Source organism: Streptomyces albicerus (assembly GCF_008905045.1).
Classification (GTDB): Bacteria; Actinomycetota; Actinomycetes; order Streptomycetales; family Streptomycetaceae; genus Streptomyces; species Streptomyces albicerus.
In genome coordinates this window covers 1-24372 of the sequence record NZ_VWMY01000052.1, presented here as the reverse complement: position 1 = coordinate 24372, position 24372 = coordinate 1, and the positions used below count along the sequence as shown (strand labels likewise).

At 71.1% G+C, this 24372-nt stretch carries 17 protein-coding genes and 1 pseudogene; 6 read left to right on the top strand and 12 right to left on the bottom strand.

The annotated features are described in order from the left end of the window. Positions 1-131: 131 nt before the first annotated feature. The 7 genes and pseudogenes from GAS53_RS58555 to GAS53_RS37785 form a co-directional block, all read right to left on the bottom strand. Positions 132-308 (bottom strand): annotated as a pseudogene (locus GAS53_RS58555) (SCO family protein); the annotation flags it as partial. After that, positions 298-1719 carry a cytochrome P450 gene (locus GAS53_RS37810; protein WP_151482298.1) on the bottom strand — a complete coding sequence of 474 codons (1422 nt, stop codon included), beginning with the start codon at positions 1717-1719 and terminating at the stop codon, positions 298-300. The gene GAS53_RS37810 and the pseudogene GAS53_RS58555, both read right to left, overlap by 11 nt. 154 nt (positions 1720-1873) lie before the next feature. Further along, the gene (locus tag GAS53_RS37805) at positions 1874-2980 is read right to left on the bottom strand and encodes an NAD(P)/FAD-dependent oxidoreductase (RefSeq protein WP_151482297.1); all 1107 of its coding nucleotides are present in this window, start codon (positions 2978-2980) and stop codon (positions 1874-1876) included. Between the two features lie 466 nt (positions 2981-3446). Further along, positions 3447-3875, bottom strand: coding sequence for a DUF7144 family membrane protein (locus GAS53_RS37800; protein ID WP_151482296.1), 429 nt, complete (start codon positions 3873-3875; stop codon positions 3447-3449). A gap of 33 nt (positions 3876-3908) precedes the next feature. After that, on the bottom strand, positions 3909-4379 hold the full coding sequence (locus GAS53_RS37795) for an SHOCT domain-containing protein (RefSeq protein ID WP_151482295.1): 471 nt from the start codon (positions 4377-4379) through the stop codon (positions 3909-3911). Positions 4380-4543: 164 nt separating this feature from the next. Beyond that, complete coding sequence (locus tag GAS53_RS37790; protein WP_151482294.1) at positions 4544-5908, bottom strand: hypothetical protein; 1365 nt, start codon at positions 5906-5908, stop codon at positions 4544-4546. 121 nt (positions 5909-6029) lie between these two features. Continuing rightward, complete coding sequence (locus GAS53_RS37785; protein WP_151482293.1) at positions 6030-6692, bottom strand: HdeD family acid-resistance protein; 663 nt, start codon at positions 6690-6692, stop codon at positions 6030-6032. Between the two features lie 200 nt (positions 6693-6892). Here GAS53_RS37785 and GAS53_RS37780 point away from each other — a divergent pair, with 200 nt between their 5' ends. Then, positions 6893-7480, top strand: coding sequence for a potassium channel family protein (locus GAS53_RS37780; RefSeq protein ID WP_151482292.1), 588 nt, complete (start codon positions 6893-6895; stop codon positions 7478-7480). 42 nt (positions 7481-7522) lie between these two features. Then, the gene (locus GAS53_RS37775; RefSeq protein WP_151482291.1) at positions 7523-8932 is read left to right on the top strand and encodes a DUF2252 domain-containing protein; all 1410 of its coding nucleotides are present in this window, start codon (positions 7523-7525) and stop codon (positions 8930-8932) included. A 90-nt stretch (positions 8933-9022) separates the two neighbouring features. On the opposite strand, the gene GAS53_RS37770 is transcribed toward GAS53_RS37775, so the two are convergent. From GAS53_RS37770 to GAS53_RS37750, 5 genes are all read right to left on the bottom strand, one after another. Beyond that, the gene (locus GAS53_RS37770; protein ID WP_151482290.1) at positions 9023-9220 is read right to left on the bottom strand and encodes a hypothetical protein; all 198 of its coding nucleotides are present in this window, start codon (positions 9218-9220) and stop codon (positions 9023-9025) included. A gap of 126 nt (positions 9221-9346) precedes the next feature. Beyond that, positions 9347-9865 carry a hypothetical protein gene (locus tag GAS53_RS37765; RefSeq protein ID WP_151482289.1) on the bottom strand — a complete coding sequence of 173 codons (519 nt, stop codon included), beginning with the start codon at positions 9863-9865 and terminating at the stop codon, positions 9347-9349. A gap of 17 nt (positions 9866-9882) precedes the next feature. Beyond that, entirely contained in the window at positions 9883-11514 is a 1632-nt protein-coding gene (locus GAS53_RS37760; protein WP_151482288.1) for an MFS transporter, read from the bottom strand. A 153-nt stretch (positions 11515-11667) separates the two neighbouring features. Then, on the bottom strand, positions 11668-14355 hold the full coding sequence (locus GAS53_RS37755) for a LuxR C-terminal-related transcriptional regulator (protein ID WP_151482287.1): 2688 nt from the start codon (positions 14353-14355) through the stop codon (positions 11668-11670). A 158-nt stretch (positions 14356-14513) separates the two neighbouring features. Next, entirely contained in the window at positions 14514-16334 is a 1821-nt protein-coding gene (locus tag GAS53_RS37750) for a glycoside hydrolase family 15 protein (RefSeq protein ID WP_151482286.1), read from the bottom strand. A gap of 277 nt (positions 16335-16611) precedes the next feature. Between GAS53_RS37750 and GAS53_RS37745 the strand changes: the two genes are divergently transcribed. From GAS53_RS37745 to GAS53_RS37730, 4 genes are all read left to right on the top strand, one after another. Continuing rightward, positions 16612-18723 (top strand): SpoIIE family protein phosphatase, encoded by a 2112-nt coding sequence (locus tag GAS53_RS37745; RefSeq protein WP_192583459.1) that lies wholly within the window; start codon positions 16612-16614, stop codon positions 18721-18723. A gap of 275 nt (positions 18724-18998) precedes the next feature. After that, on the top strand, positions 18999-21245 hold the full coding sequence (locus GAS53_RS37740) for a serine/threonine-protein kinase (protein WP_263974204.1): 2247 nt from the start codon (positions 18999-19001) through the stop codon (positions 21243-21245). 255 nt (positions 21246-21500) lie between these two features. Further along, on the top strand, positions 21501-22601 hold the full coding sequence (locus GAS53_RS37735) for an SRPBCC family protein (protein WP_151482283.1): 1101 nt from the start codon (positions 21501-21503) through the stop codon (positions 22599-22601). After that, positions 22601-23992, top strand: coding sequence for an aldehyde dehydrogenase family protein (locus tag GAS53_RS37730; RefSeq protein WP_151482282.1), 1392 nt, complete (start codon positions 22601-22603; stop codon positions 23990-23992). Before GAS53_RS37735 ends, GAS53_RS37730 begins: the two co-directional genes overlap by 1 nt. Positions 23993-24372 lie beyond the last annotated feature (380 nt).

Here is a 24372-nt window from a genome sequence, read left to right as displayed (position 1 = left end):
GAACTGCCTGGCGCAGCCCACTGCGCTGTTCGGAGGCGTGTACGGGCTCCTGGTGTCGAGATCGTGGTTCGTGGGAACTCCCGGAGCGCGGCCGGAGTGTCCCGGTCCGGGTCCACCGTGATGTACAGCGCCCGCGGGCATACCGCAGTGCACTGCGTGAAGCCGAAGATCACCAGCAGCCACCGGCCCCGGTAACCGGCACCAGGAGGCCCCCAACCTCCGCTTCCAGCTCCTGAGTTCCTGACAGGGCAGGGCGACCTCCGAAACGCCTCGGCGCGCCCGAAGCGTGTCCCCGGGTCAGCGGCCAGCGCGGATCAGGCCTGTCAGGTAGCGCCACAGCGAGGAGCGCTGCCGGGCGGACTGGTCCGGCAGCACGGTCTCGGCCGGCTCTGATGCCGGGTCGTACGCCGACGGTGCCGGGTCGGGCGCCGACGGTTGCTCGGGCGCCGAGGCAAGTTCGTACCGTACGGGCAGCGAGCGCAGGCCCCGCATGAAGGGCGAGGAGCGCCACGGCAGTTGGTCGGCGGGGAGTGCGAGGTCGAGGTGGGAGAACCGTTCGAACAGGCGGCCCACACCGACCGCTGCGACCGTCGACGCGAGCTCGCGCGCCGGGCACTGGCGGCGGCCCGCGCCCCAGGACAGGTGCGCCCGGGTGCTGATCGTGGTGCCCGGAGCCACGCTGTCGGCGAAGAGCGGGTCGGCGTGCGCTGCGGCGGAGGAGACCCACACCGGGTCGCCCGCCCGGATCGTGTAGTTCCCGAGCGGGGTGTCCTCGGCCGCGAATCGCGGTACGAAGTTCACCAGCGGCGGCTTGCGCATGACCACTCGGTTCATGGCCTCCCTGACCATCCCGGCGGACAGGCTGGCGCGCACGCTGCCCTCACCCGAGATGACCTCGACCACGGTGTTGGATATCAGGATGCCGACGTGGTCGGACGTCATGCCCAGCAGCATGAACAGCTCACGGGCCAGCTCGTCGAGCGAGAGATCGGGGTGTGCGGCCAGCAGGTACGAGGGGAAGTCGTCCCCCGGCGTCTTGAGCTTCATCGCCGCCAGTTCCGCCAGCGTCGCCAGCAGCCGCTCCAGTGCGGGCTCCGCGTCCGGACCCGCGTCCAGCACCCGCCACATGTCCATCAGCGCGTCGTCGCCCTGTGAACCGGGGAAGCCGAGCAGATGACTGGCCACCATCAGGGGCAGTGGCCGGGAGAACTGGGCGGACAGGTCCGCCACGCCCGTGCTGCCGCCCTGCCCCACCAAGGTGATCAGTTCGTCGGCGTAGGCGGTGACGGCCGTCTTCAGCCGTTTCGCCTGGGGGTGGCGCGGGTCCTGGAACGGTTTGAGAGCCGCGTCCCACGCCGTCCGCAACGGCCGGTATCCGGGGCCGCCTTGGATCAGCACATGGTTGACCTCGAGGGACGGCCCGAGCGGCCAGTCGGCCGGCACTCTGCCCTCCGAGCGGGCCCGCCAGTTTTCCAGCCCCTTCGGCCACCCGTCGTCGTCCTGGAGGACCTGAAGTGCCTCCCGGTAGCCCAGGACCAGCCAGGCAGGTACCCCCAGCAGGTCGACCGGCGCGACCGGGCCGTGCCGCTGCCTGAGCCGCTCGTACACGAGTGAGGGGCGCGTCTCGTAGTCCCGAGTCAGCAGCGGTTCCGGAGTCATCGCCTCCAACCGGGTGTCGTCCAGGTCCACGGATCCGCCGTCGCCCAACTGGGATTCCATCGTCTTGCCGCCCCTCCGACACTCCCCGTACCGACGTACCAGTCGGTAGCTGGAAACGGTGGGGACCCTACCCCAGGCCGCAGCTGCGGGCGAGCAACGGGGGGCCCGAGGCCCCGAGTCCACGGTCGGGCACGTGATGTCCGCGTGCTGTGTCTCAGGCCGCGGTGTACCCGAGTTGGCGCCTCATGTAGGGGGTCATGAGGGTCTTGGCCTTGGCAAGGGTGCTGGTGCGGCTGCCGAGTACCGCGGTCTCGCCGCCCGGCACGGGCAGCATGGTCACTCCGTCGCCCGGACCGAACGGCACGATGAGCGGGGTGCGGTGGATCGGCCGGTAGGAGCGGGGCTGCTTGCGATGCCTGCCGGAACTGTGCAGGTAGGCGCGGATGTTGTGGGCGGCGAGGTCCGCCTGGGCGAGCGCGGCAGGAGTGATCTTGAACTCGCTGACGTCGTTCACGTCGCCGACGGCGAACACGTCCAGCCACCCCTCGGCCCGGAGCATCCGGTCGACCTTCACATGCCCGGTCGCGTTCAGCCAGTCACCGTGTCCGGCCAGGCGCAGCCAGAGCGTGTTGGGGGTGGTGCCCGTCGCCCAGAAGGAGAGGTCGGCCTCGATGACGTTCCCGTGGGCATCGCGGTAGGCGCCGAAGTCGTGGCCCGGGGACATGAAGGAGTCGAGCCGCACCTCCACGTCGTGCGACTCCAGCCAGGCGCGGGCCTTGCGCCCGGCCCGCTCGCTGTGCGTGGCATGGAGCAGCGCCGACCCGGAGTGGGCGAGCGTGACCCGGGCGTCCGGCCGGGTCAGCCGGATCTCGGCGCTGAGCTCGACGCCGGAGGGCCCGCCGCCGACGACGAGGACATGTTCCGCGGTGGCGATGTTCTGCTGGTGTCCGACGAACGACTTGGCCGCCTCGTCGACGGTGGTGCCGGTGAAGCGGGCCGGTTCGGGATAGTCGGCACCGGTGGCGATCACCACCACGTCGTACGGGAGCCGTTCGCCCGTGGCCAGCAGCACCTGCCGCTCGGCGGTGTCGATGCGGACCGCCTTGCCCACCGCCACACGGCCGTTGCGCAGCAGCCGGTCGTACGGAATGAACGGCATCACCGTCCAGTCGGGGCGCACGCCGGCACGCAGGGAGGCGATGCGGTGGAAGAAGACCTCCTTGCGATCCACCATCGTGACCCGCGCCGTTCCGTCCAGCCGTTTCGCCAGCCGGACACCTGCATAGCCGCCGCCGATCACTACTACGTCGCTGTCACGCACGCCGGGTCTCCTGTGCCTGGTGGGGGGAGCGAGTGTCGCCGTGATTGGGGTCGGCGTCGACCACTCGACTGTCGGCGAGGGTAACGCTTGAAACCTAAAAGATTACTTAACTTCTGTGTGCGTTCTGTGAAGTGACGGCGCGGATGTCGACATACGGTTTGTCCGGGGGTGGGGAACGTGACGGAGACAGCAGGACGTCGCGGCGTTCGACGCGGGACCGGGACGCGTTCTGCGCAGCCACGCCGGCCGATCCGCCGCCGGCCTGACAGCGGCGGCGACCGAAGGCGGCGGCGACGCCGGCGCTCTCCATCAGCACGGGACCGGCTCGCGGCGGGCGCGGTTTCCGTCACGGTGCCCGACCATGCACCGCGCCGGTCGGATCACTCCGCCGGTTCTTCAAGGCCTGCGCCGGGTTTCTCGCCGCCGGTTCAAGGTCTGTGCCGGGTCTCGCTCACAGGGTGTGCGGTCAGCGCTCGATCCGGTCGGACTCGTCCTGCCGGACCACGCACAGGGCCCAGATGATGAACCCCGAGAAGGCGATCATCACGATCGACCAGACCGGGTAGTACGGCAGGGACAGGAAGTTGGCGATGACGATGAGTCCGGCGATGGCCACTCCGGCGACGCGGGCCCACATCGACGCCTGGAAGAGACCGAAACTGACGAGCACGGCGACGGCGCCCAGGATGAGGTGGATCCAGCCCCAGCCGGCGAGGTCGAACTCGAAGACGTAGTTGCGTGTCGTGACGAAGATGTCGTCCTCGGCGATCGCCATGACGCCCCGGAAGATGTCGAGCATGCCTGCGATCATGAGCATGACGGCTGCGAAAACCGTCAGGCCTTCGGCCCAGTGCTGCTTGGCCGGGTGCGCGTGCGTGGTGTGTGTCGCGGTCATCCTGTTGCCTCGTTTCAGTCTCGCGCGGTCCGCTCAGCGACTGGAGGTGGAGGTTCCGGCGCCCGTCCGTTCCGACGGGCCGTGGCCGCTCAGGACCAGCTCCTTCGCCCGGCTGAACTCCTCGTCCGTGATGTGGCCGCGGGCGCGGATCTCGGACAGCCGTGTGAGTTCGTCGACGCTGCTCGGTCCGCCGTCGCCGCCCCTCGCGGTCTCCCGGACGTATGTGTCGAAGGCCTCCTGCTGTGCGCGCGCCTGAGCCACCTCACGGCGGCCCATGTTCCTGCCGCGGGCGATCACGTAGACGAAGATGCCCAGGAAGGGCAGGACGATCACGAACACCAGCCAGCCGGCCTTGGCCCAGCCGCTCAGGGTGTCGTCGCGGAAGATGTCGACGACGATCCGGAAGAGCAGGATGAACCACATGATCCACAGGAAGAACCACAGCATGGACCAGAAGACGCTCAACAGCGGATAGTCGTACGCGAGGAACATCTGCCCACTCATGTCTCTCCTCCGTCCCGGGCGTTCGCCCGGCAGCCGTTCTCTGCCGTCTTCAGCGTGCCCACGGCAAGGACCCGGCGGCCTCACCCGGGACGGGTGAGCGGACGGGCCGGCGATCTTCCCGGCCGGTGCGAGGGTGGAGCCGCGGCGGGCTTCCTGACCATGGTTCACAGGACCGCGTGCCCCGGTTCGTCGGCGGCCGGGGCCGGGGCCGGGGCGGGACCCGCGGCGGCGGCAAGCACCGCCGCGACGGTCAGCACGGCCAGGACCAGGGCGAGGACGAGCACCACCGCACCGACCGTGGGGTGGTTCCAGAGAACTAGTGCCAGCACGCCCGCTCCGATGGCGATGCCGGTGAACCACGAGTGGTGGGCGGCCAGCCGGCGCCCTACGGGCCCGGTGCGCACTCCGGCGCGGGTCAGCGCCTGCCCGGCGGCCGTGGCGCCCCGCTGCGCCACGGTCCGGACGGCGCGGGCAGCCCGCCCGGGACCGTACAGACAGGCCGTCAGCGCCGTGATCAGGGAAACGACGAGGAGCGTGCGCGTGCTGTCGCGCAGGAAGCGGAGAAAGGTGTCGAAGACCGCCGCGGCGGCGTCGGACGGCAGTGCCGCCGGTGGGACCGAGTCCAGGTAGGCCCGTCGTACGAGGGCCAGCGCGACGAGCAGCAGCACCATCATCACGCCGATGCCAAGGGCGGTGACCAGCAGCATGACGCGGTGTCCGGGAGCGGTCCACACGGCGAGGGCGGCGAGGGCGACGGTCAGCACGGGCAGCCAGACGCCGACGATGTCCAGCAGCCGCATCGCGTCCTGCGCCCTGCCCAGTTGGTCGGTCCGGAACAACGTGACCGAGCGGTCGGTGTCCGGGATGGCGGCGGCCTTGCCGAAGCCCTCGTCGACGAGGCGCTGCCGTACCTGGTCGACCACGGCTCCGATGTCCAGTTCGACGGTGTCGCCCGTGGCACGAAGCGCGCCCTCCCGCTCTCCGGTGACCATGTTCAGCACCGCGGCGTGAGCCCGTCGGTTGGAGCCCTCCCAAGCCTGCTGGAAAGCGTCGCTTGTGACCACGCGGCTGACGTTGCGGTGCACGACGGTCCGCACCGCGGAGCGCAGGGGACCGGCGAGGGCCTCGGCCCTTTCCACCACGCGCGGTGGTGCCCCGGTGTCCGCGAGCGCCTTGGTGAGCGAGGCCGTCACCGCCTCGACGTCCACGTTGTCCACCACGCGGTCGGTCAACCGGTCGGTCACGACCTTCTGGACGGCCGGATCCGACGCCAGCGGCGCGACCGTCTGCACGTATCGGTCGGTGTCCGAGACTTGGTCGTCAACCCAGGCCGCGACGACGGCCAGGGGTGCGAGCAGGACGGTCAGCACGAGCAGGACCGAGGCACCCGCCCGACGCGCTCGCCGGTGGCGTACGCGCGCGGCCCGGCGCAGCCGCTCGTACTCCGCGTGTTCCGCCGCGGTCAGGTCGTGACCGGATCTCGCGGTTCCGTCGGAATGGGGCGGTACGGAGGCCTTGCCCGAGACCATGGCTCCTCCTCGGTCGGGTGTGCCGCCGTCGGAAACGGTCGGCACACCGCCTTCGGGTGACGAAGGCTGCGGCACCGCTGTCCGGCTCGCCCTGAAGGGTCGGCCGTGGCCTCGGAGCGGATCAGGCTGTCCCGTCGGGGCCGGGCGGGCCTGTCGTGGAGGACCTGTGGAGTGCGGCTCTCCATGCGAGGGCGACCGCCGCCTCGGCCAGGCCGAGCAGGACGAGCCACAGGCCGAGCAGCCGGGTCAGCGCCCGGGCCGACTCGGCCGGCAGGGCCAGCACCACGATTCCGGCGACGATGCCGATCACCGCGGCACCGAGGACGAAGCCGCGGTGGGGCAGGTCCTCGGCGGCGATGGCCGTGTAAAGAGTGAGGATGCCGGACACCAGCCAGACGACCCCGACGATCAGCGAGAGTGCGGCGACGGTCTGCAGCGGATTCCTCAGGCACAGCACGCCGCCCAGGACGTACAGCACCGCGAGGAGGAGCCCGGGCAGCCGTTCGCCGAGCTCGTCCCGGGCGAAGACTTCAACGAACCGGAACGCCGCGCTCATGAGCAGGTACAGGCCGACGAGGACGGCCAGGACATGCAGGGTCTCGTCCGGCCAGACCAGCACCAGGACGCCCGGCACGAGCGTGGCGACCGCGGAACCCAGGATCCATGTCCAAGAACGACCGAGTCCCGCCATCACCTCGGCGGGGGCGCCCGCCGGCCCGGTGGCCGCACCGTCGGCCATGTGTCCTGGTCCGGTGCGCGGTGCCGGACCACGCGAAACGGTCATGGCTCCTCCTCGCGTGATCGAGCGGTTCGCTCCCGGACCGCCGGCGGGCGGCGTGCGGGGACCTCACCGGGCCAGCTTCCCGCCCGTCGTCGGCGGCCGGGTCACCCCCGGCGGGTGATCCGTGCGCACCGCAGGAGCGATGAGGGTGGAGCCGAGAGACATGCGCCGATGTGCGGCGGAACGGACTGAAGAGACACGAGATGAACGATCCAGGGGCTGCCCGGACGGAGCCCGCCCGGTCCGGGCGGGCTCCGTATCGGATCCGCCCGGGTCCGCGGCGGCGGGCGGCGGCCGTGGCCGTCGCGCGAGCGGCGTCGGTCGCGGCGGGTCTCGTCATCGCGTACTACCTGCTGCCCTTGGACGGGCGCGGCACGGCCGGCACTTCGGCCCTGCTCGCATGCGGTCTGCTGGCGGTCGTCGTGGTCTTCGTGTGGGAGGTGCGGGCCATCGTGCGCTCGCCCCATCCCCGTCTGAAGGCGGTCGAAGCCCTGGCCGCCACGCTGGTGTTGTATCTGGTGCTCTTCGCCGGGGCCTACTACCTGCTGGACCGTTCCACCCCCGGTTCCTTCAGCGAGCCGCTGACCAGGACGGACGCCCTGTACTTCACGCTGACCACGTTCACCACCGTCGGGTTCGGCGACATCACCGCCCGTTCCCAGACGGGGCGGGTGGTGACGATGCTTCAGATGACCGGCGGGCTGCTGCTCGTGGGGGTCGCCGCACGGGTGCTCGCGGGCGCGGTCCGGGCGGGGCTGCGGCGGCAGGGCCGGGAGCCGCCGCCCGAATAGGGCTCCTCGGCACAAGGACAGTGGTCCAGGAGGTTTTGAGTCATGGCCGTATCGAGCGAATTCACGGCGTTCCTGTCACCGGCCGAGAGAGCGGCGTACGGACGGAACGCGCGCACCCGCGCCTCACGTTCGTGCCACGGCTGGTTCGAGGCGGCGCCGGAACGGCCCGGCCCCATTGAGGTGATAGAGCGTCAATCAGCCACGCGACTACCCGAGTTGGTGCCGATCCGCTACGGCCGCATGCTGGAGTCCCCGTTCCGCTTCTACCGAGGCGCGGCGGCGATCATGGCGACGGACCTCGGGCCTCTCCCGAACACCGGCCTGACGGTGCAGCTCTGCGGGGACGCCCACCTGCTCAACTTCCGGCTGCTGGCCTCGCCCGAGCGTCATCTGGTCTTCGACATCAACGACTTCGACGAGACCCTGGCCGGGCCGTTCGAATGGGACGTCAAGCGGCTGGCGGCCAGCTTTGCGATAGCGGGCCGGGCCAACGGCTTCTCGCTCAAGGAGCAGAGCGGCGCGGTGCGGGCCTGCGTGCAGGCCTACCGCGAGCGGATGCGGGAGTTCGCCGGCATGCCGACCCTGGACATCTGGTACGCGCAGGACGACGCCGACCGGATGCGGGAACTGCTGGCCTCCTCGATGGACAAGGAGGCCAGGCGCCGTACCGCCGAGGCGACGGCGCGGGCCCGAACGCGCACCCATCTGCAGGCCTTCGCGAAACTCACCCGGGTCACGGCCGAGGGCCGGCGGATCGCACCGGACCCGCCGCTGATCACTCCACTCCGGGATCTGCTGACGGACCCCTCCGAGGACGGGCAGGAGAAGGAGCTCCAGACCCTCCTGGACGGGTACGCGCGGACCCTGTCGTCCGAGCGCCGGCATCTGCTGCGCCACTACCGACTGGTCGACATGGCCCGGAAGGTGGTGGGCGTCGGCAGCGTCGGAACGCGCTGCTGGATCCTGCTCCTGCTCGGCAGGGACGACACCGACCCCCTGTTGCTGCAGGCCAAGGAGGCGCAGGAGTCGGTCCTCGCCGCCCACACGGGCGGCCACGGCTACGACAACCAGGGCCGCCGTGTGGTGGCGGGACAGCGGCTGATCCAGACGACCAGTGACATCTTCCTGGGCTGGACCCACGTCGTGGGCCTCGACGGGCAGGAACGGGACTTCTACGTACGACAACTACGGGACTGGAAGGGCATCGCGCGGCCGGACACCATGGGCCCTGGCCTGCTCCGCCTGTTCGCCCAGCTGTGCGGGGCCAGTCTGGCCCGGGCCCACGCCCGCTCCGGCGACCCCATCGCCATCGCCGCCTACCTGGGCGGGAGCGATCGCTTCGACCGGGCGCTCACCGGATTCGCCCAGGCCTACGCCGATCAGAACGAGCGGGACTTCGAGGCGCTGGGCGCCGCCGCCCGCTCCGGCAGGATCCACGCCGAGAGCCTGTGACCACTCGTCCGACCGCTCGTCCGACCATTCGCCCTATGGACTACGGATCGTCGTTTGACCCTTCGCCGTACGGATCGTCGTGCGGACGCCTCACTCCGGCAGCTGGCGCATCTCCATGACCCGTAGTCCCAGCGACTGGCAGCGGGCCAGCAGCCCGTACAGGTGCGCCTCGTCGACGACGGAGCCGTACAGGACCGTCTGACCGGACATCACCACGTGGTCCAGTTCCGGGAAGGCTCTGGTCAGCGTCTCCGACATGTGTCCTTCGACGCGGATCTCGTAGCGCATGAACTGCTCTCCCCCGGGTGGCCTGGGACAGGCGGGCTGCGCCCCTTCCCTGCGATCGTCCGCCTCGGCACACCGCTCGGCCTCACCCCGTAGAGGTGACACGTCGCCCGGCACGCTCCACCTGCGTCAATGATGCAGGAAGAGCTTGAACGAGATGATCAGCAGACCGAGCAGCAGATTCACCGAGGCGGTGGCGGTCACCATCCGCCACGAGGCGCCGGCACGTCGTGCCGCGGCCGCCGACCAGCCCATCTGCCCCGCCACGGCCACCGCGAGCGCCAGCCACAGGGCCCCGTCCACGTCGAGGCCCAGGAGGGGACTGACGGCCACGGCGAGGGACGGTGGGAGGGCGGCCTTGACTATCGGCCACTCGTCGCGGCACACGTGCAGCACGGTCCGGCGGTCCAGGCTCCGCTCCACCAGACGCGCCCCGAACAGCTGGGCGTGCACATGCGCGATCCAGAACGCCACGCCGGTGAGCAACAACAGCAGCACCAGTTCCAGGCGAGGGAACGAGCCCAGGGTGCCGGCGCCGACGACCACAGAGGCGGCAAGCATGGATCCGTAGACGCCACCGGTGTAGTCGGCGTGAGCCCGGCGCTCGTCTGTGCGACCTCGGGCCGTGACGTGCTCGGCCTTGGACATCGCGGCCTCCCTCGAGGTCAGCGAGCCGAGCCGGTCGTGCCGGCCGGAGCGCCCGTGTCGGGTTGCTGCGGTCGGGCGGCGGCCCGCCGGGTCGGCAGATGCTGCGTGACCAGGAAACTGACGAGCGTGATTCCCCCAGTGGCGAGGATCGCCGCCTTCAGGCCGTCGAGCTGCGCCGAGGCGTACGAGTCCACGAGGGCGTCGACCTCGGACGGCGGCAGGCCGGCGCGTTCGGCCGCCGAGCGCACCTGCTCGGTGGGTACGAAGCTGATCCCGGCCTGGAGGGCGACACCGGTCTGCCGGCGGGCCTCCTCCGACAGGCTCGGGTTGTCGTCCACCTGCGTGGTCATGGCGTGGGCCAGGGCGCCGATGAGCAGCGATCCGATGAGCGCGGTGCCCAGCGCGGAGCCCAGGTTCTGGGCGGTGAACTGCAGCCCGCCGACCTCGCTGCGTTCCTCCTCGCCGACACTGGACTGGACGACGTTGCCCAGCTGCGAGGCGAGCAGGCCCATGCCCACGCCGAGCAGGGCCATGGCTCCGGCGAACTGCGCGTCGTCGATGACCGGGTCGATGGTGGCCAGCAGCCACACGATGGCGGCGGCCAGGGTCGCCAGGGCGAGCCGGACCACCCGGCGCGGTCCGGCCACCCGCCCCAGCCGGGCGGCGACCATGGAGGCCGCGAGCATGGTGACGGACACCGGGAGCAGCCGCAGACCCGTCTCGAAGGCGTCGAACCCCTGAACCACCTGCAGGTACAGCGGGATGGTGAAGAACAGTCCCAGCAGGATGAGGTTCTGGCTCAGCAGTGACATCAGGCCGGAGCGCAGCGCGGGCTTGTGCAGCAGGGCCAGATGCACCAAGGGCTCGGCACCGCGGCTGTCCCGCCGCCTCTCCCAGTGCAGGAAGACGGCCAGCACGGCCACCCCGGCGCCGATCACGAACAGCGTCGGCGCGAAGCCCAGGACGGTGAAGGGCGGGTTGCGCGGCTGCACCCATCCCCAGGAGCCGCTCTGCAGCACCCCGAGCACGCCAATACCCAGACCGGCTGCCGAGAGTGCGGCGCCCACCCCGTCCAGCCGGGGGCGCGGGCCGGTCCTGGGGGATTCCGTGATCACCCGGCGGAAGCACAGGACGGCCAGAACGACCACGACCTCACCGGCGAACACCAGCCGCCAGGTGAGGTAGGTCGTCACCCAGCCGCCCAGCAGCGGGCCGACCGCGATGCCGGCCCCGGCGAGTCCGCCGATGACGCCGTAGGCGACGGCCCGGTCCCGCCCGCGGTAGGACTCGGCAACGAGGGCCGCCATGGCCGGCAGCACCATCGCGGCACCGAGTCCTTCGATGACCGACCAGCCCAGCGCGAGGACCCAGAGGGTGGGAGCCGCGGCGGTCAGGGCCGAGCCCGTCGCGTAGACGACGAGGCCGGACAGGAACAGGCGACGGCGTCCGAAGAGATCCCCCAACCTGCCGCCGATGATCATGAACGCGGCCATGACCAGCGCGTACAGCGTGATGACGGCCTGAATCGCGGTGACCTCGGTGTCGAAGTCCTCGACCAGTTGGCTGATGGACACATTCATGACGGAGGTGTCCAGGACCATCAGGAACTGGGCCGTGCCCAGCACCATCAGAGCCCGCCAGTGCGTCACGGTGCCCACCTCGCCGAGTCGGCCGGGGCCCGGCGGAGTCCACCGGGCAGCGGCCGGCGCGTGCCCTGCCGCCACCCCTATGGCATCCGAAGCGTTTCCCCCGCGCCTCACCCACCACGGGCGAGCCGCGCGGCCCCCCTCACGACCACGTGGTCACAGCAGCCGCAGCTCGCGCGCCCGGCGCACCGCGTCGTGGCGCCGGTTCACCGCAAGCTTCCGGTACACGCTCTTGAGGTGGGTCTTGACGGTGTTCACCGAGACATACAGATCGGCGGCGATCTCTTCCGTCGACATCATCTGGGCCAGCCGTTGCAGCACATCGCGCTCGCGTCCGCTCAGCTCCTCCACGACCGGCGCCGGAAGCTGGTCCTCGAGCCGTGGCGGCCCCCCGTGCGGCGACGGAACGGGGGTGAGCCAGCCCGCGGCCAGCCCGCGCAGTGGCCCCGTACTCAGCAGAGGCCGGATCCACGGTCCGGCTTCGAGGAAGGGGCGCCGCAGCCGCTCGCGCCGTGCCTCGTGAAGAGCCTGGGCCACGAGCCTGCGCGAGGTGGCGGAGTCTCCCGAGCGGTCCGCGGCCTCTGCCCTGACCAGCGAGGCCCGGACGGTCACGGCGGGGCCGGTGCGGCCCACGGGGCGCGCGCTGTCGAGCAGGTCGATCGCCGCGACGGGCCTGCCCGCGGCGAGCTGGGCCCGCGCGGCCTCCACGGCACACGCCACCTGGTCGTCGGGTACCGCTTGCAGCAGCTTGGCGGCCGTCTCCGGCCGCCCTTCGGCCAGGTGTGCGGCGGAGGCGACCAAGGCGGTGTGTCCCTCCGCCCACGGTGAGACCACGTCGGCGGCGACGGCCGGTTCCGCCGCTTCGAGCGCAGCACGCGTCTTGCCACGGGCGAGCAGCAGACGTCCGGTGGCAATGGCCCGCCCCGCTGCCGCCACCGGGTCCCGCATCGCGCCGTGCGAGTCGGCCGCCGCGTCGAGGAGGGTCTGGGCCTGACCCAGTTCGTTGCGGTCGACGGCCACGGCGGCCAGGACCAGCAGCCAGATTCCGGAGCCGGACGCCCGTGGCAGGCCGAACCGCGCCGTCTCGGTCATCGCCGCCAGTGCCTTGCGCTCCGCCCTGCCGAGCCAGCCGTTCAGGTAGTCGATCAGGGCCAGGTGGCCCAGGGACTCCTCGCGCGGCAGTGCTGTCGAAGCTCCCCCGGAGCAGCCGGCCGCCGTGGTCAGGGCGGCGCGTGCGTCCTCGAAGCGCCCGGCCCACAGCCACGTCGAGCCCAGATGGGTCATCAGGAGGGCGGTGAGTTCGGGATGCTCGTCCAGGAGGTGGGTGGGCACCTCCTCCTGGAGTTTCTCGGCCGTCTGCGCGGCCGTCTTCGCCCTTCCCGGCGAACCGGCCAGCCGGGCCGCCAGGGCTTCCAACAGGGCACAGCTCAACTGGGCCGCCGCCAGGCCGGGTGCGCCGTCCGCCGTCGGCCTCTCCTCCGCCAGGCTCTGCTCGGCGCGCCGCAGGTGGGTCAGGCCACGGTCGAGTCTGCACCGGGACAGCTCACGCGCCGCGCGGACGAGGTCCGTGGCGGGGCTCTTGGCCTCGGGCCCCATCCGTGAGAACAGTTCGGCCAGGTCGTCGGAGCGAAGGCCGGTGAACAGCTGACCGATGGCGAGGTCGTCGACGAGGGCACCGGCGGTGAACTCCCAGTCGCCCGCGGCGACACCGTGGCCCAGCGTCTCCACGAGTGATCCGCAGCGCCGCAGCCATTCCGCTGCCCGCCGGTGGAGCTCGGGCTCCAGGAGAGGGGACCGCACCCGCAGATGGGCGTGGAGGATCTCCCCGAACAGCGGGTGCAGCCGGTACCAGGCGTGCCCGAGGTGCTCGACGAACGCGTTCCCGCGGTGCAGCCCGGCCAGGATCGGCTCGGCATCGGTGCGCTCCGTCAGCGCGTTCGCCAGCTCGGGACAGAAGCGCTCGAGGACGCTGACCCGCAGGAGGAGGTCCTGCGTCTCGGGAGTCTGCCGCTTGAGCACCTCCGCCAGCAGGAAGTCCGCGACGGTGGTGCGGTCGGCCTCGAACTCCTTGAGATACGTCTCCGGATCCGGGCTCTCCTGCGCGGCCAGGGCGCACAGCCGTAGGCCGGCGGCCCATCCCCGGGTGCGCTCCACGAGTGCACGCGCGGCCGGCACCGGAACGCGCAGCCCGTGCAGCTCCAGCAGCGCGGCCGCTTCCTCGGAGGTGAAGGCCAGCTCCGCTGCTCTGATCTCCGTCATGTCGCCGGCAGCGCGGTAACGGTGCAGCGGCAGCAGCGGTTCGGTGCGGGTGACGAGGATCAGGCGCATGCCCCGTCCCGCGTGGTGCAGGACGAACTCCAGCTGCTCCGCGATCTCCGGGTCGGTCACACGGTCGTATTCGTCGAGCACCACGATCACGGGCCGGTCCCGAGCGCTCAGGTCGGCGGCGAGTCGCGCCAGCAGAGTGTGGTCCACGCGGCTCGCGTCCGCGGGGAAGCCGATCTCGGCGGGCAGCGGCACACCGGAGGAGCGCAGGGCCTGGAGCAGGTACGCCCAGAACATGCCGCATCCCTGGTCCGCCGCGTCGGTGGTGAGCCAGGCGACCGGCCGGTCCCGCCCCGCGGCCCAGTCGGCGACCAGCAGGGTCTTGCCCGCACCCGCGGCGCCGTTGACCATGGTCAACGGCGTCAGAAGTGCCTGGTCGAGATGGTTGACCAATCGCTCCCGCCGCAGGAACGTCGCGGGGCGCGTCGGTACGGCGAACCGCGTGCGCAAGAACGGGTCTCCCTGAGGATCGGCGCGCGGACTGCTCGCTTCCGGGCCGCTCTCCTCCAACCCAGCCATGGCGCTCACCACCACTGTTCGTCAGGTCATGGGCAGCGCTCTCCGTTCAGCATCCCAGTGTTCCCGCGCATGCGCGCGCCACATAGGGGCCGGCGGTCCCGGTGGAGGGGCGAATGGCACCGGCCGCGCGACTTCCGCGGGCCCCGAAAGGGCCGCGCTCAGCCGACCGCGTCCATCTGGTGATCCAGCGAGAGGGCGGCCGTGATCAGGGCCAGGTGCGTGAAGGCCTGCGGGAAGTTTCCGAGCTGCTCCCCCGTCGGGCCGACTTCCTCCGCGAACAGACCCGCATAGTTGGCATAGGTGAGCATCTTGACGAAGGCGTACCTCGCCGGACCGAGCTGTCCCGCCTGCACGAGTGCGTCGACGTAGAAGAAGCTGCACAGGGAGAACGTGCCCTCGCTGCCGCGCAGTCCGTCCGGTGACGCCGCCGGGTCGTAGCGGTGGACGAGGCTGTCGGAGACGAGTTCGTCCTCCATCGCCTCGAGGGTGGACAGCCAGCGCGGATCCGTTGGCGAGACGAACCCGACGGAGGGCATGAGCAGAAGGGAGGCGTCGAGGGTGGTGTCCTCGTACCGCTGAACGAACGCCCGGCGCCGCGTACTCCAGCCGCGCTCCATGACCTGGCGCAGGATGTCGTCCCGTGCAGTGCTCCATTCCACGATGTCCGCGGGGCGGGCGAAGTCACGGGCCATCCGGATGCCTCGGTCGAAAGCGGCCCAGCACATGAGGCGGCTGTAGGTGAAGTCCTTCTGTCCGCCGCGGGTCTCCCAGATCCCCTCGTCGGGCCGGTCCCATGCCTTCACCAGCCAGTCGAGCACTCCGGAAAGGGCCTGCCAGCCGTCGTAGGGCGGCACCTCGCCGACGTCCTCCACCGCCTGGGACAGGGCGAGCACCGCCTCTCCGTAGATGTCGAGCTGGAGTTGGCCCGCGGCGCCGTTGCCCACCAGTACCGGCGTCGATCCGCAGTAGCCCTCGAAGTGGTCGAGGACTTCTTCCGGCAGTTCGGGGTCGCCGTCGATGCGGTACATGATCTGCAGGGGCTCGCCGGTCGTGGTGCGGCCCGCCCTGAGCCGGTCGCCGAGCCACCTGCGGAACGCGTCGGCCTCCTCGGTATAGCCAAGTCCCAACAGGGCGCCGACCGACATCGAGCCGTCACGCACCCATGTGTAGCGGTAGTCCCAGTTGCGTCCGCCGCCGATCTGCTCGGGCAGCCCCATGGTGGGCGCCGCGACGGGCGCTCCGGTCGGCGCGTACGTGAGCAGTTTCAGGGTGATGGCCGCCCTGTTCACCATGTCCTGCCAGCGTCCGCGGTACCGGCTGCGGCCCACCCACGCGTGCCAGAAGTCCCGGGTCTCCTCGTACAGCGTCGTGACGGCCGCCTGCGTGAGCGGAGGCACGGGCGCGTCGTCCGTGTCGCCCATCGTCAGTACGACGGTTGCGAACTCGTCCTGGTCCAGGGTCAGTTCGCCGCGGACATCGTCGCCGTCCCTGCTCCACGCCACCGGGCCGACCGTCTGCAGCACGGCCCGGGCGCCGGGAGCGTCGAGATGGATGGAGTCCTCGCCCACGTCGATGCGGTGCCCGGCACGGCCGTAGTCGAAGCGGGGCCGGCACTCCAGCGAGAAGCGGACCCGGCCGCGGGTCACCCGCAGGATCCTGACCAGCCGGTGCCGCGCCGCGGGGCTCTCGGGGTGTTCCACCGGCATGAAGTCGACCACCTCGCCCACTCCCGCCTCCGTCAGAAAACGGGTCACCAAGACCGCCGTGTCCTGCAAGTACAGCTGCACCGGGGGGCGTTGGGTGTCGGCGGAGACGGTGAAGTGGCCACCGCGGTCGTGGTCGAGGAGCGAGGCGAACACGCTGGGCAAGTCGAACCTGGGCGCGCACAGCCAGTCGACCGTGCCGTCGGAGGAGACCAGTGCGGCGGTCTGCAGATCTCCGACCAGCCCATGGTCCGCGATCGCGGGATAGCGTCGCATGGTCGGTGCTCCTTCCGGCCGGAGCGGCCCCGGGCACCCGAGCGTCCCGGGCGCGTGTCACGCCCCGCCTCTGCCACCCTCGCCGCGCCGGGCCTCTCCGCCATGGGTGAGTTGCCGGACGGCGCGGCGCCGCAGAGCGCGTCCCGCACTCCTCGTGAACGTGGCCGGTCGTCTGCGGATGCGGTGGTGCCGACCGCGGAGCACGCTGGAAGCACGCCCGGATACGGGGCAACCGTGCGCCGGAGCACGCGCGGGACGGAGCTCGGAGGTGGTCCCCGTGGCGCACACCGATCCCGGTGGGCGAGTGGACGAGATGACGGCCTCGATGCTGGAGGCGCTGTTCACACAGTCACCGATCGGGCTCCACCTGCTGGACACCGGTCTGCGGGTGGTGCGCGTCAACACCGCCACCCCCGCCATGCGGGGCGTACCCCTGGACGAACTGAAAGGGCGCCCGGTACGCGATGTCTACGACATCGTCGAAGACAGCGACGTGGAGGCGCTCCTGCGCGAGGTGCTGGATACCGGAGTCCCCCTGCTGCAGCGCATCGTCCGGGCGCGGGTCAGCGGGAACCCGCCGCAGGATCGGCAATTCGAGATCAGCGCGCTGCGCCTGGAGAGCCCGCACGGGTCGGTGCTCGGAGTGGCTGTCACCGCGATCGACGTCACCGAGCGGGAGCGGGCCCGCGCCCGCACCAGGGTGCTCGACGCCGTACGCGGGCAGGTGGGACACACCCTGGATCCTGCCGTGACCGGCGAGGAACTCGTCGCGACCGTGGTCCCCGCGTTCGCCGATGTCGCGATCGTCGAAGTGGTGGAGGCGGTGATACGCGGCGACGACCCGCCGCCGGCCCCGCTGCCCACGGGCACGCCCGTGATGCGCACCGCTGTCCGGGGCGAACCTTGGCGGCAGTCGCAGGCCCACATGGTGGGCGAGGTCCGCCGCCTGCCTGCTCCCACCCCCTTCACCCAAGTCCTGGCCGACCTGCGTCCACGCGTGGTCTCGCTGCGTCAGGCCGCCCCGTGGCTCTCCGTCGATCCCCTTGGCGCGGAGGCGCTCCGCGCGTCGGGGGCGCATTCTCTCCTCGTGGTTCCCCTGGCGTTGCGCGACGCCGCCCTCGGCATCGTGAGTCTGTACCGCACGGGACACTCGCCTCCCTTCGACGAAGGCGACCAGGAGCTCGCGGTCGAACTGGCCGCGCACACGGCGCTGTGCATCGACAACGCCCGGCGCTACACCCGGGAGCACACCGTCGCCGCCACCGTCCAGCGCCAACTGCTGCCCCGGCGGCCGGAGACCCACGCGTCGCTGGAGACCGCCTATCTCTCCGTCAGCGGTGCCGATCCCGGCGCCTGGTACGACACCATCCCCCTGTCCAGCGCCCGCACCGCCCTGGTCGTCGGCAAGGTGTCGGGACGCGGTCTCAACGCGGCCGCGACCATGGGTCAGTTGCGCACGGCCGTACGCTCGCTGTCGGCGTTCGACCTCGCCCCCGACGAGATCCTCGCCCGCCTGCACGACACGGCGGGCCAGCTCGCCGCCGAACGGGCACATCTCCCGCTCGGCGATCCGCTGCGCCGCGAAACGCTCACCGCCGACTGCGTGTTCGCGGTGCACGACCCCCTGACGGGCACCTGCGCGATGACGGCAGCCGGCCACCTGACCCCGCTCGTCGTGCGCCCCGACGGCACCGTCACCGTTCCCGGCGCACCGGCCGGGCCACAGCTGGGCACCACGGAGGGCGCGCCCTTCGCGGCCGTCGACGTCGAGGTGCCGGACGGCAGCGTCCTTGTGTTCGCCAGTGATCCGCTCCTCACCTCCTATCTCGCCGAATCATCAGGGTCGTTGCCGTTGCCGTCGCTGTCGGCGCCGGACTACCGTGACCGCCCGCTCCAGGACCTCTGCGACGCCCTCGTCTACGCATTCCCGGCGGGTCTGGGAGCCGGGGACGCCGCGATGATCGTCGCCCGCACCCGGTCCTTCCCCCGCGACCGGTTCACCGCTTGGCCGCTCGACCCCGACCCCGCGGCCGTGGCCGTCGCCCGGCGCCGTACCCGCGGGCAACTCGCCGCGTGGGACGTGGACGACGAGACCGCCTTCAACACCCAGCTCATCGTCAGCGAACTCGTCACCAACGCCGTCAGGTACGGCAGCCCACCGCTCGAACTCCGCCTGATCCATGACCGCTCCCTGACCTGCGAGGTGCGGGACGCCGGTTCGGCCGCACCGCACCTGCGCCACGCCGCCACGGTCGACGAAGGCGGGCGCGGCCTGTTCATCACCGCGCAGCTGGCACAGGCCTGGGGCACCCGCTACACGCCTCCGGGCAAGACGATCTGGGCCGAGCAGGCACTGTCCGGCATCCCCAGGCCCGACGACTCGCTGTGATCCGCGCCGCGGGCGAGACAGGCGATACGGAATACGACATGCCGGATTCGCCCCCCGAAGGCCTCCGAGACCGTCCGGCCGGTATCTATCTGAAACGTCAAGTAATGGCCATAGGTTGCTCGTTTGCGTACCCCAACTGTCCCTGCAGCACCTACTCTCCCTCCAAGTCCATTCGACGAGGAACAGGCGAGCTGAGGGCAATGGAGCCACTTCGTCCCACGGATCCGGAGCACTTGGGGCCGTACCGTCCTGTCGCGCGGCTCGGCGCCGGCGGGATGGGAGAGGTATTTCTCGCCAGGGACGACCAGCAGCGGACCGTGGCCGTCAAGGTCATACGGCCGGAACTGGCCGCGAGCAAGGACTTCCGGATCCGTTTCCGGCGCGAGGTGGACGCGGCGCGGGCGGTGAGCGGCAGATACACGGCGACCGTCGTGGACGCCGACCCGGACGGCCCCGTCCCCTGGCTGGCCACCGCGCACATCCTCGGCCCGACGCTGGCCGACGCCGTCGAGGAGTACGGGCCGCTGCCGCCGAAGTCGGTGCTCGCGCTCGGGGCCGGACTCGCCGAGGCGCTGATCGCCGTGCACTCCGCGGGACTGGTGCACCGCGATCTCAAACCGTCCAATGTGCTGTTGTCCCCCGAGGGCCCGCGGGTCATCGACTTCGGCATCGTCCGCGCCACCGACGGCTACGAACTCACCCTGTCCGGTGTGCTGCTCGGCTCCCCGCGGTACATGTGCCCCGAGCACGCCACGGGTGACCCGATGGGCCCGGAGGGAGACGTGTTCTGTCTCGGTTCGGTCCTGGCCTTCGCCGCCACCGGGAACGCGCCCTTCGACGGCTCGTCCGCGGCCACCCTGCTGTACCAGGTGGTGCACGGCACGCCGGATCTGACGGGGGTCCCGGATCCACTGGACACGATCATCGAGCTCTGTCTCGACAAGTCCCCGACGGCCAGGCCCAGTCCGGACCGGGTGTCGGCGGCGTGCGCGCCCGGTGGTGCCGACATGCTGGACTGGGACGGCTGGCTGCCGGAAGCCGTGGCCTCCTCGGTCAGCCGGCAGGCTGCCGCCCTCATGGACCTGGACCTCGGGCTCGAGTCGAAGGCGGACACCGTCGAACGGGAGCCCGCCGGCGCCGCAGCCACCGGCCTCGCTGTCGCCGGCGGCGTCCGCACCGACCCGCGCGTGGCCGTTCAGCAGCTCGTCACGGAGCGCCCGAGCCCAAACCGCGTCGTCTTCCCCGAAGGGCGGACGCCCGGCCCGGCGCCCGGGCCGACGCGCGAGAAGCCGCCCGAGCCGGTCACTCACCGCTCACGGCGGCGGCCCCGGCCGCGCCCTTCCCGCCGTACGGTCCTCATCGCCGCCGCGCTCGGCACCGCCACCCTGGGCTCCGGCGTCGCCGCACTGCTCGGCGGGTCCAAGGGCGGGGCACGGTCGGCAGCACAGCCGACCGGTCCGGCACCGAAGCCGCTCTGGACGTACCAGAGCGGCCCGCTCGTCCAGGCACCGGCGGCCGTCTACAACGGAACGGCGCTACTGAAGACGCAGTCGGGCGCGTTGCTCTGCCTCGGCCTCGCCGACGGCACCCGTCCCCGGTGGACCTACCAGGGCATCAGCCAGTCCCCGACCCCTCCCATCCTCGTCTCGGGCGACATCGTCGCGCTCGGCACCGGGGCGACCGTGCTCGGCGTCGACCCGGCCACGGGCACCGAGCGGTTCTCGCTGGACTTCGGAACGGACTTCCGGTTCGACACGCTGCTCGGCAGGTTCGACGACCACAGGGTCACCATCGCCGGTCTGCGGTTCAACCGGCAGGACCGCCCGGACGGGTCGAAGGGGTCGGCCACCTCCACGAACGTCGTCCTCAATACGGATCTCCAGACCCGCGTGGCCAATGTCATCCCCATCAGCGCGGAGGACATCGGTCTCGATCTCAAGCCGGCCCTCGAATCCCGCCGCTTCATCTACATGGACGGGCTGCACCGCCTCACGGCCCGTGGCACCAACGCCCGCGGCGACGCCCTGTGGCGCCAGCCCATGAACTCCGACTCGGACACCCGGTCGGCCCCCGTGGTGCTCGACGGAACCGTCTTCGCCGTCGACAGCGAGCTCATCGCCGTGGACCTGCAGTCCGGTTCGCTGCGCTGGCGGGTGAAGGAGGAGAAGGGCGGATTCGCGTCCGTCACCGCCGCGGCCGGCACGGTGTACTGCACCACCAGAAACCCGCACGGCGTCGAGGCGTTCGACGCCGCCGACGGCTCCCGGCGCTGGTTCCGCGAGACCCCTCGGCTGGACCTGGAGAACGCCCTCGTCGCGGGCGGCGGCGCGGTGTTCGTCACGGCCGCGCACAACAAGGACGGGTTCTACGCGATCGATGGCCAAAAGGGCGAGCTGCTCTGGAACTTCACCGATGGCCGGAACACGGGCATCAACGACTGGCAGCTCTCCTGCGACAGCGACGGACCGCTGATCGCCCAGCACTTCGACAAGGTGTACGCCCTCCCGATGCCGCGGTCCTGAACGGCCCCCTCCGAACGGTTCGGTGGGGAGCCGTCCGCCGTTTTCGGGCTGTTCAGCCGATGACCGAACCGGGAGGGGCTGCCTGCGACGCCGGGCGCACGGTGACCCTCGGTTGTCCTCGTCGGCCTCGTTCGACGGGGGCTCATGCGCGCCGCTGTCACAGACCAGGTGCCGATCCGGTCTTAGGTGATGCGCAGCGTCAGTCGACGCCCCTCGGGCCCGTTCCGGCCGCGCAGCTTCGAGAAGGGACATGCCTTGCCGCACGAGTCTTTGACCGTTCTGGATGCCGGCCCGTCGGACGGTGTGGATCCGGACGAGTTCGTCAGAGCGGCCATGCAGTGGCACTTCGCCCCCACGACCGGTTCCCGGTTCTGGCTCGACCGGGCCGCGCGGCTCGGCTTCGACCCCCGGCAGGAGGTCAAGGGGGTGGCAGACCTCGCGCTCTTCCCCGACGTGACGGACGAGTTGAGGGAGGTGCGGGTGGCCGACCTCATCCCCCGGGGATACGGATCCCGGGTCAGGCTGTTGAACGTCTTCGACAGCGGCGGCACGACCGGCGCGCCCAAGCACGTCGTCCAGCTCGACGACTGGATGTGGCGCAGCACTGAACAGGTGGACCGGAGTCTCAGGGCACATCGAGTGCCCGTCGGAGCCCAGTGGCTGACCGTCGCTCCCACCGGTCCGCATCTCGTGGGCGACGTGCTGCAACGGGCGGCTGCCTCTCTCGGCGGCGCCGGCCTGAGCATCGACATGGACCCCCGGTGGGTGAAGAAGTTGATCGCCGCGGGGAAGACCGACGAGGTCGCGGCCTACACCGATCATCTCGTCGAGCAGTGCCGGCGCATTCTGCTCACCCAGGACATCGGCGTCCTCGCCGCCACCACCCCGCTCCTGGAGCGCTTCACACGGGAGGAAGACCTCCTGGAGACGATCAACGGCAAGGTCAAGGCCATCATCTGGGGCGGTACCCACATGGATCCCGACACGCGGCACCTGTTGAGCACCGACGTCTTCCCCGACGTGCCACTCATCGGTATGTACGGCAACACCATGATGCTCACCGCGCTCCTGGAGCGCGTCGGTCTCACCGCGTCCGAGCCGTGTGTGTTCGACCCTGTCTCCCCCCACGTCTTCCTGTCCGTCGTGCACCCCGGTACCGCGGAGAGCGTGAAGGTCGGCGAGCGAGGCCAGGTGGTGGTCAGCCACGTCAGCAAGTCCATGCTGATCCCCAACAACGCCGAACGCGATACCGCCCTGCGCGTCCCACCGGCCGCCGGTCACGCCGGCGACGCCGTCGGGGACGTCGCGCCGGTGCCCACCGTCCAGGGCGAAACCGTGATCGAGGGCGTCTACTGATGACCGCCACCCGGACGGAGGGCCCGGTGTACCTGGACGCGCTGGGTCCGCGAGGGCCTTACCGGACGCTGGCCCCGACACCGGTGACGGACGTGGCCGGCGCCGAAGTGGCGCGACTGAGCCTTGTTCCGCCGGTGTACGTCACGAGGGCGATGGCCGCCTTGCGGAAGGCCGAGCCGCTCGATACGGCCGGGCTCGACGCGCTGTTGACGGCGGCCGGGGAGGCGTTCGCCTCCGGCACGATCGGCGGACTGGGCGTGCGGGAGTACGAGCACCTGGTGAGCCGGGTCTCGGGCACCCCCCTCACGGTCGTGCGGGCCGCCACACAGGGCACAGCACGGTTCGTCGCCCTGGCCCGCGTCTCCGCCGAGCGAGGCAGGCCGCAGGGTGCGGCCTCAGGCCTGCGGGACGAGGCCGTACGCCGAGGTCATGCCGTCTGGGCGCGGCGCGGCGAGGTGTTCGCCGTCAACGCCTCCGGCAACCATCCCGGCGTTCACCGACTGTGGTTGGAGGCGCTGGCTTTGGGTTACCGCGTCGCGGTCCGCCCATCGAGGCGTGAACCGTTCACCCCCTACCGGCTGGTCGGCGCACTGCGCCAGGCCGGTGTGCGCGAGGACCAGTTGATGCTGCTGCCCACCGACCACCGGGCCGCCGACACGGTGGTGCGCGACGCCGACCGAGCCGTGGTGTACGGCGGCGACGACGTGGTCGCTCGGTACGCGCATGACTCCCGGGTGCTGCCGCAGGGGCCGGGCCGCACGAAGATCCTCATCACCGCGGACACGGACTGGCGTGCTCACCTGGACACGATCGTCGGCTCCATAAGTGACGAGGCGGGCACCGCGTGCGTCAACGCCACCGCCGTCCTCGTCGAGGGTGATCCCGCGCCCGTCGCCGAGGCGATCGCGGAATGCCTGTCCGTCCTGCCCAGCCTGCCACCGCAGGATGAGCGGGCGGTCCTGCCCGTGTGTCCACTGGACCGGGCCGTCACCATCAGCGCCCATCTGCGAAAGGTGGCAGCGGGGGCGCGGGCCTGGCTCGGCGGCGACGGGGTCGTCGACGATCTCGGCGACGGCAGTGCCGTGCTGCGCCCCGCCGTCCACCAGGTCGACAGTCCCGGCGCGGAGTCACTGCGGACGGAACTCCCCTTCCCCTGTGTGTGGGTGGCGCCCTGGAGCCGGGCGGACGGCATCGTTCCGTTGCGCGACACCCTCGTCCTGTCGGCACTGACACACGACGGCGCCCTGCTGGACGCGCTGCTCGCGGAGCCCACCATCGCCAATCTGTACATGGGCGATCACCCCACCTACTGGATGGCGCCGGGTGTGCCTCACGACAGCTACCTGTCGGACTTCCTGATGCGCAGCAAGGCCGTCGTCGGCGCGCCGTGAATGCGGAGCAGCGGTTCGGCCGTACCGCGGCGCGTGGAGACGTCCACGAGGGCCACGGCTGCCCGCGATAGTGCGCGAGCAGAGCGCGCACATCGGCGCCCGCCGCCAGGAGGCCGCGTAGGTCGCCGTCGGACGAGGCCGGCGCCAGGCTATGGCCATGCTCAGTCGCCCCGCAGACCGCCTTCGAGCCTGAGCCTCCGCAGCGGCACAGCGCGTAGCCGGCCACGGTCTCGACGGTTTCGCGGGTCTGCCGGGCCGGTCGCGCCGTTCCCACGTCGAAGGCCGCAACAGTGCCTAGTGTCCTGCGCCAGTAGTTGATCGTTAGTAGTTGCGTGACTTCTGCTGCTGGTGCGTCAGTTCCTCGTCGGGGCCCGAAGCTT

Bases quoted from the DNA above. Each gene is read 5' to 3' on its own strand.
- GAS53_RS37800 (WP_151482296.1), bottom strand. From the start codon at position 3,875: ATGACCGCGACACACACCACGCACGCGCACCCGGCCAAGCAGCACTGG.
- GAS53_RS37790 (WP_151482294.1), bottom strand. From the start codon at position 5,908: ATGGTCTCGGGCAAGGCCTCCGTACCGCCCCATTCCGACGGAACCGCG.
- GAS53_RS37780 (WP_151482292.1), top strand. From the start codon at position 6,893: ATGAACGATCCAGGGGCTGCCCGGACGGAGCCCGCCCGGTCCGGGCGG.
- GAS53_RS37765 (WP_151482289.1), bottom strand. From the start codon at position 9,865: ATGTCCAAGGCCGAGCACGTCACGGCCCGAGGTCGCACAGACGAGCGC.
- GAS53_RS37795 (WP_151482295.1), bottom strand. From the start codon at position 4,379: ATGAGTGGGCAGATGTTCCTCGCGTACGACTATCCGCTGTTGAGCGTC.
- GAS53_RS37755 (WP_151482287.1), bottom strand. From the start codon at position 14,355: ATGGCTGGGTTGGAGGAGAGCGGCCCGGAAGCGAGCAGTCCGCGCGCC.
- GAS53_RS37785 (WP_151482293.1), bottom strand. From the start codon at position 6,692: ATGACCGTTTCGCGTGGTCCGGCACCGCGCACCGGACCAGGACACATG.
- GAS53_RS37740 (WP_263974204.1), top strand. From the start codon at position 18,999: ATGGGAGAGGTATTTCTCGCCAGGGACGACCAGCAGCGGACCGTGGCC.
- GAS53_RS37775 (WP_151482291.1), top strand. From the start codon at position 7,523: ATGGCCGTATCGAGCGAATTCACGGCGTTCCTGTCACCGGCCGAGAGA.
- GAS53_RS37750 (WP_151482286.1), bottom strand. From the start codon at position 16,334: ATGCGACGCTATCCCGCGATCGCGGACCATGGGCTGGTCGGAGATCTG.
- GAS53_RS37730 (WP_151482282.1), top strand. From the start codon at position 22,601: ATGACCGCCACCCGGACGGAGGGCCCGGTGTACCTGGACGCGCTGGGT.
- GAS53_RS37810 (WP_151482298.1), bottom strand. From the start codon at position 1,719: ATGGAATCCCAGTTGGGCGACGGCGGATCCGTGGACCTGGACGACACC.
- GAS53_RS37770 (WP_151482290.1), bottom strand. From the start codon at position 9,220: ATGCGCTACGAGATCCGCGTCGAAGGACACATGTCGGAGACGCTGACC.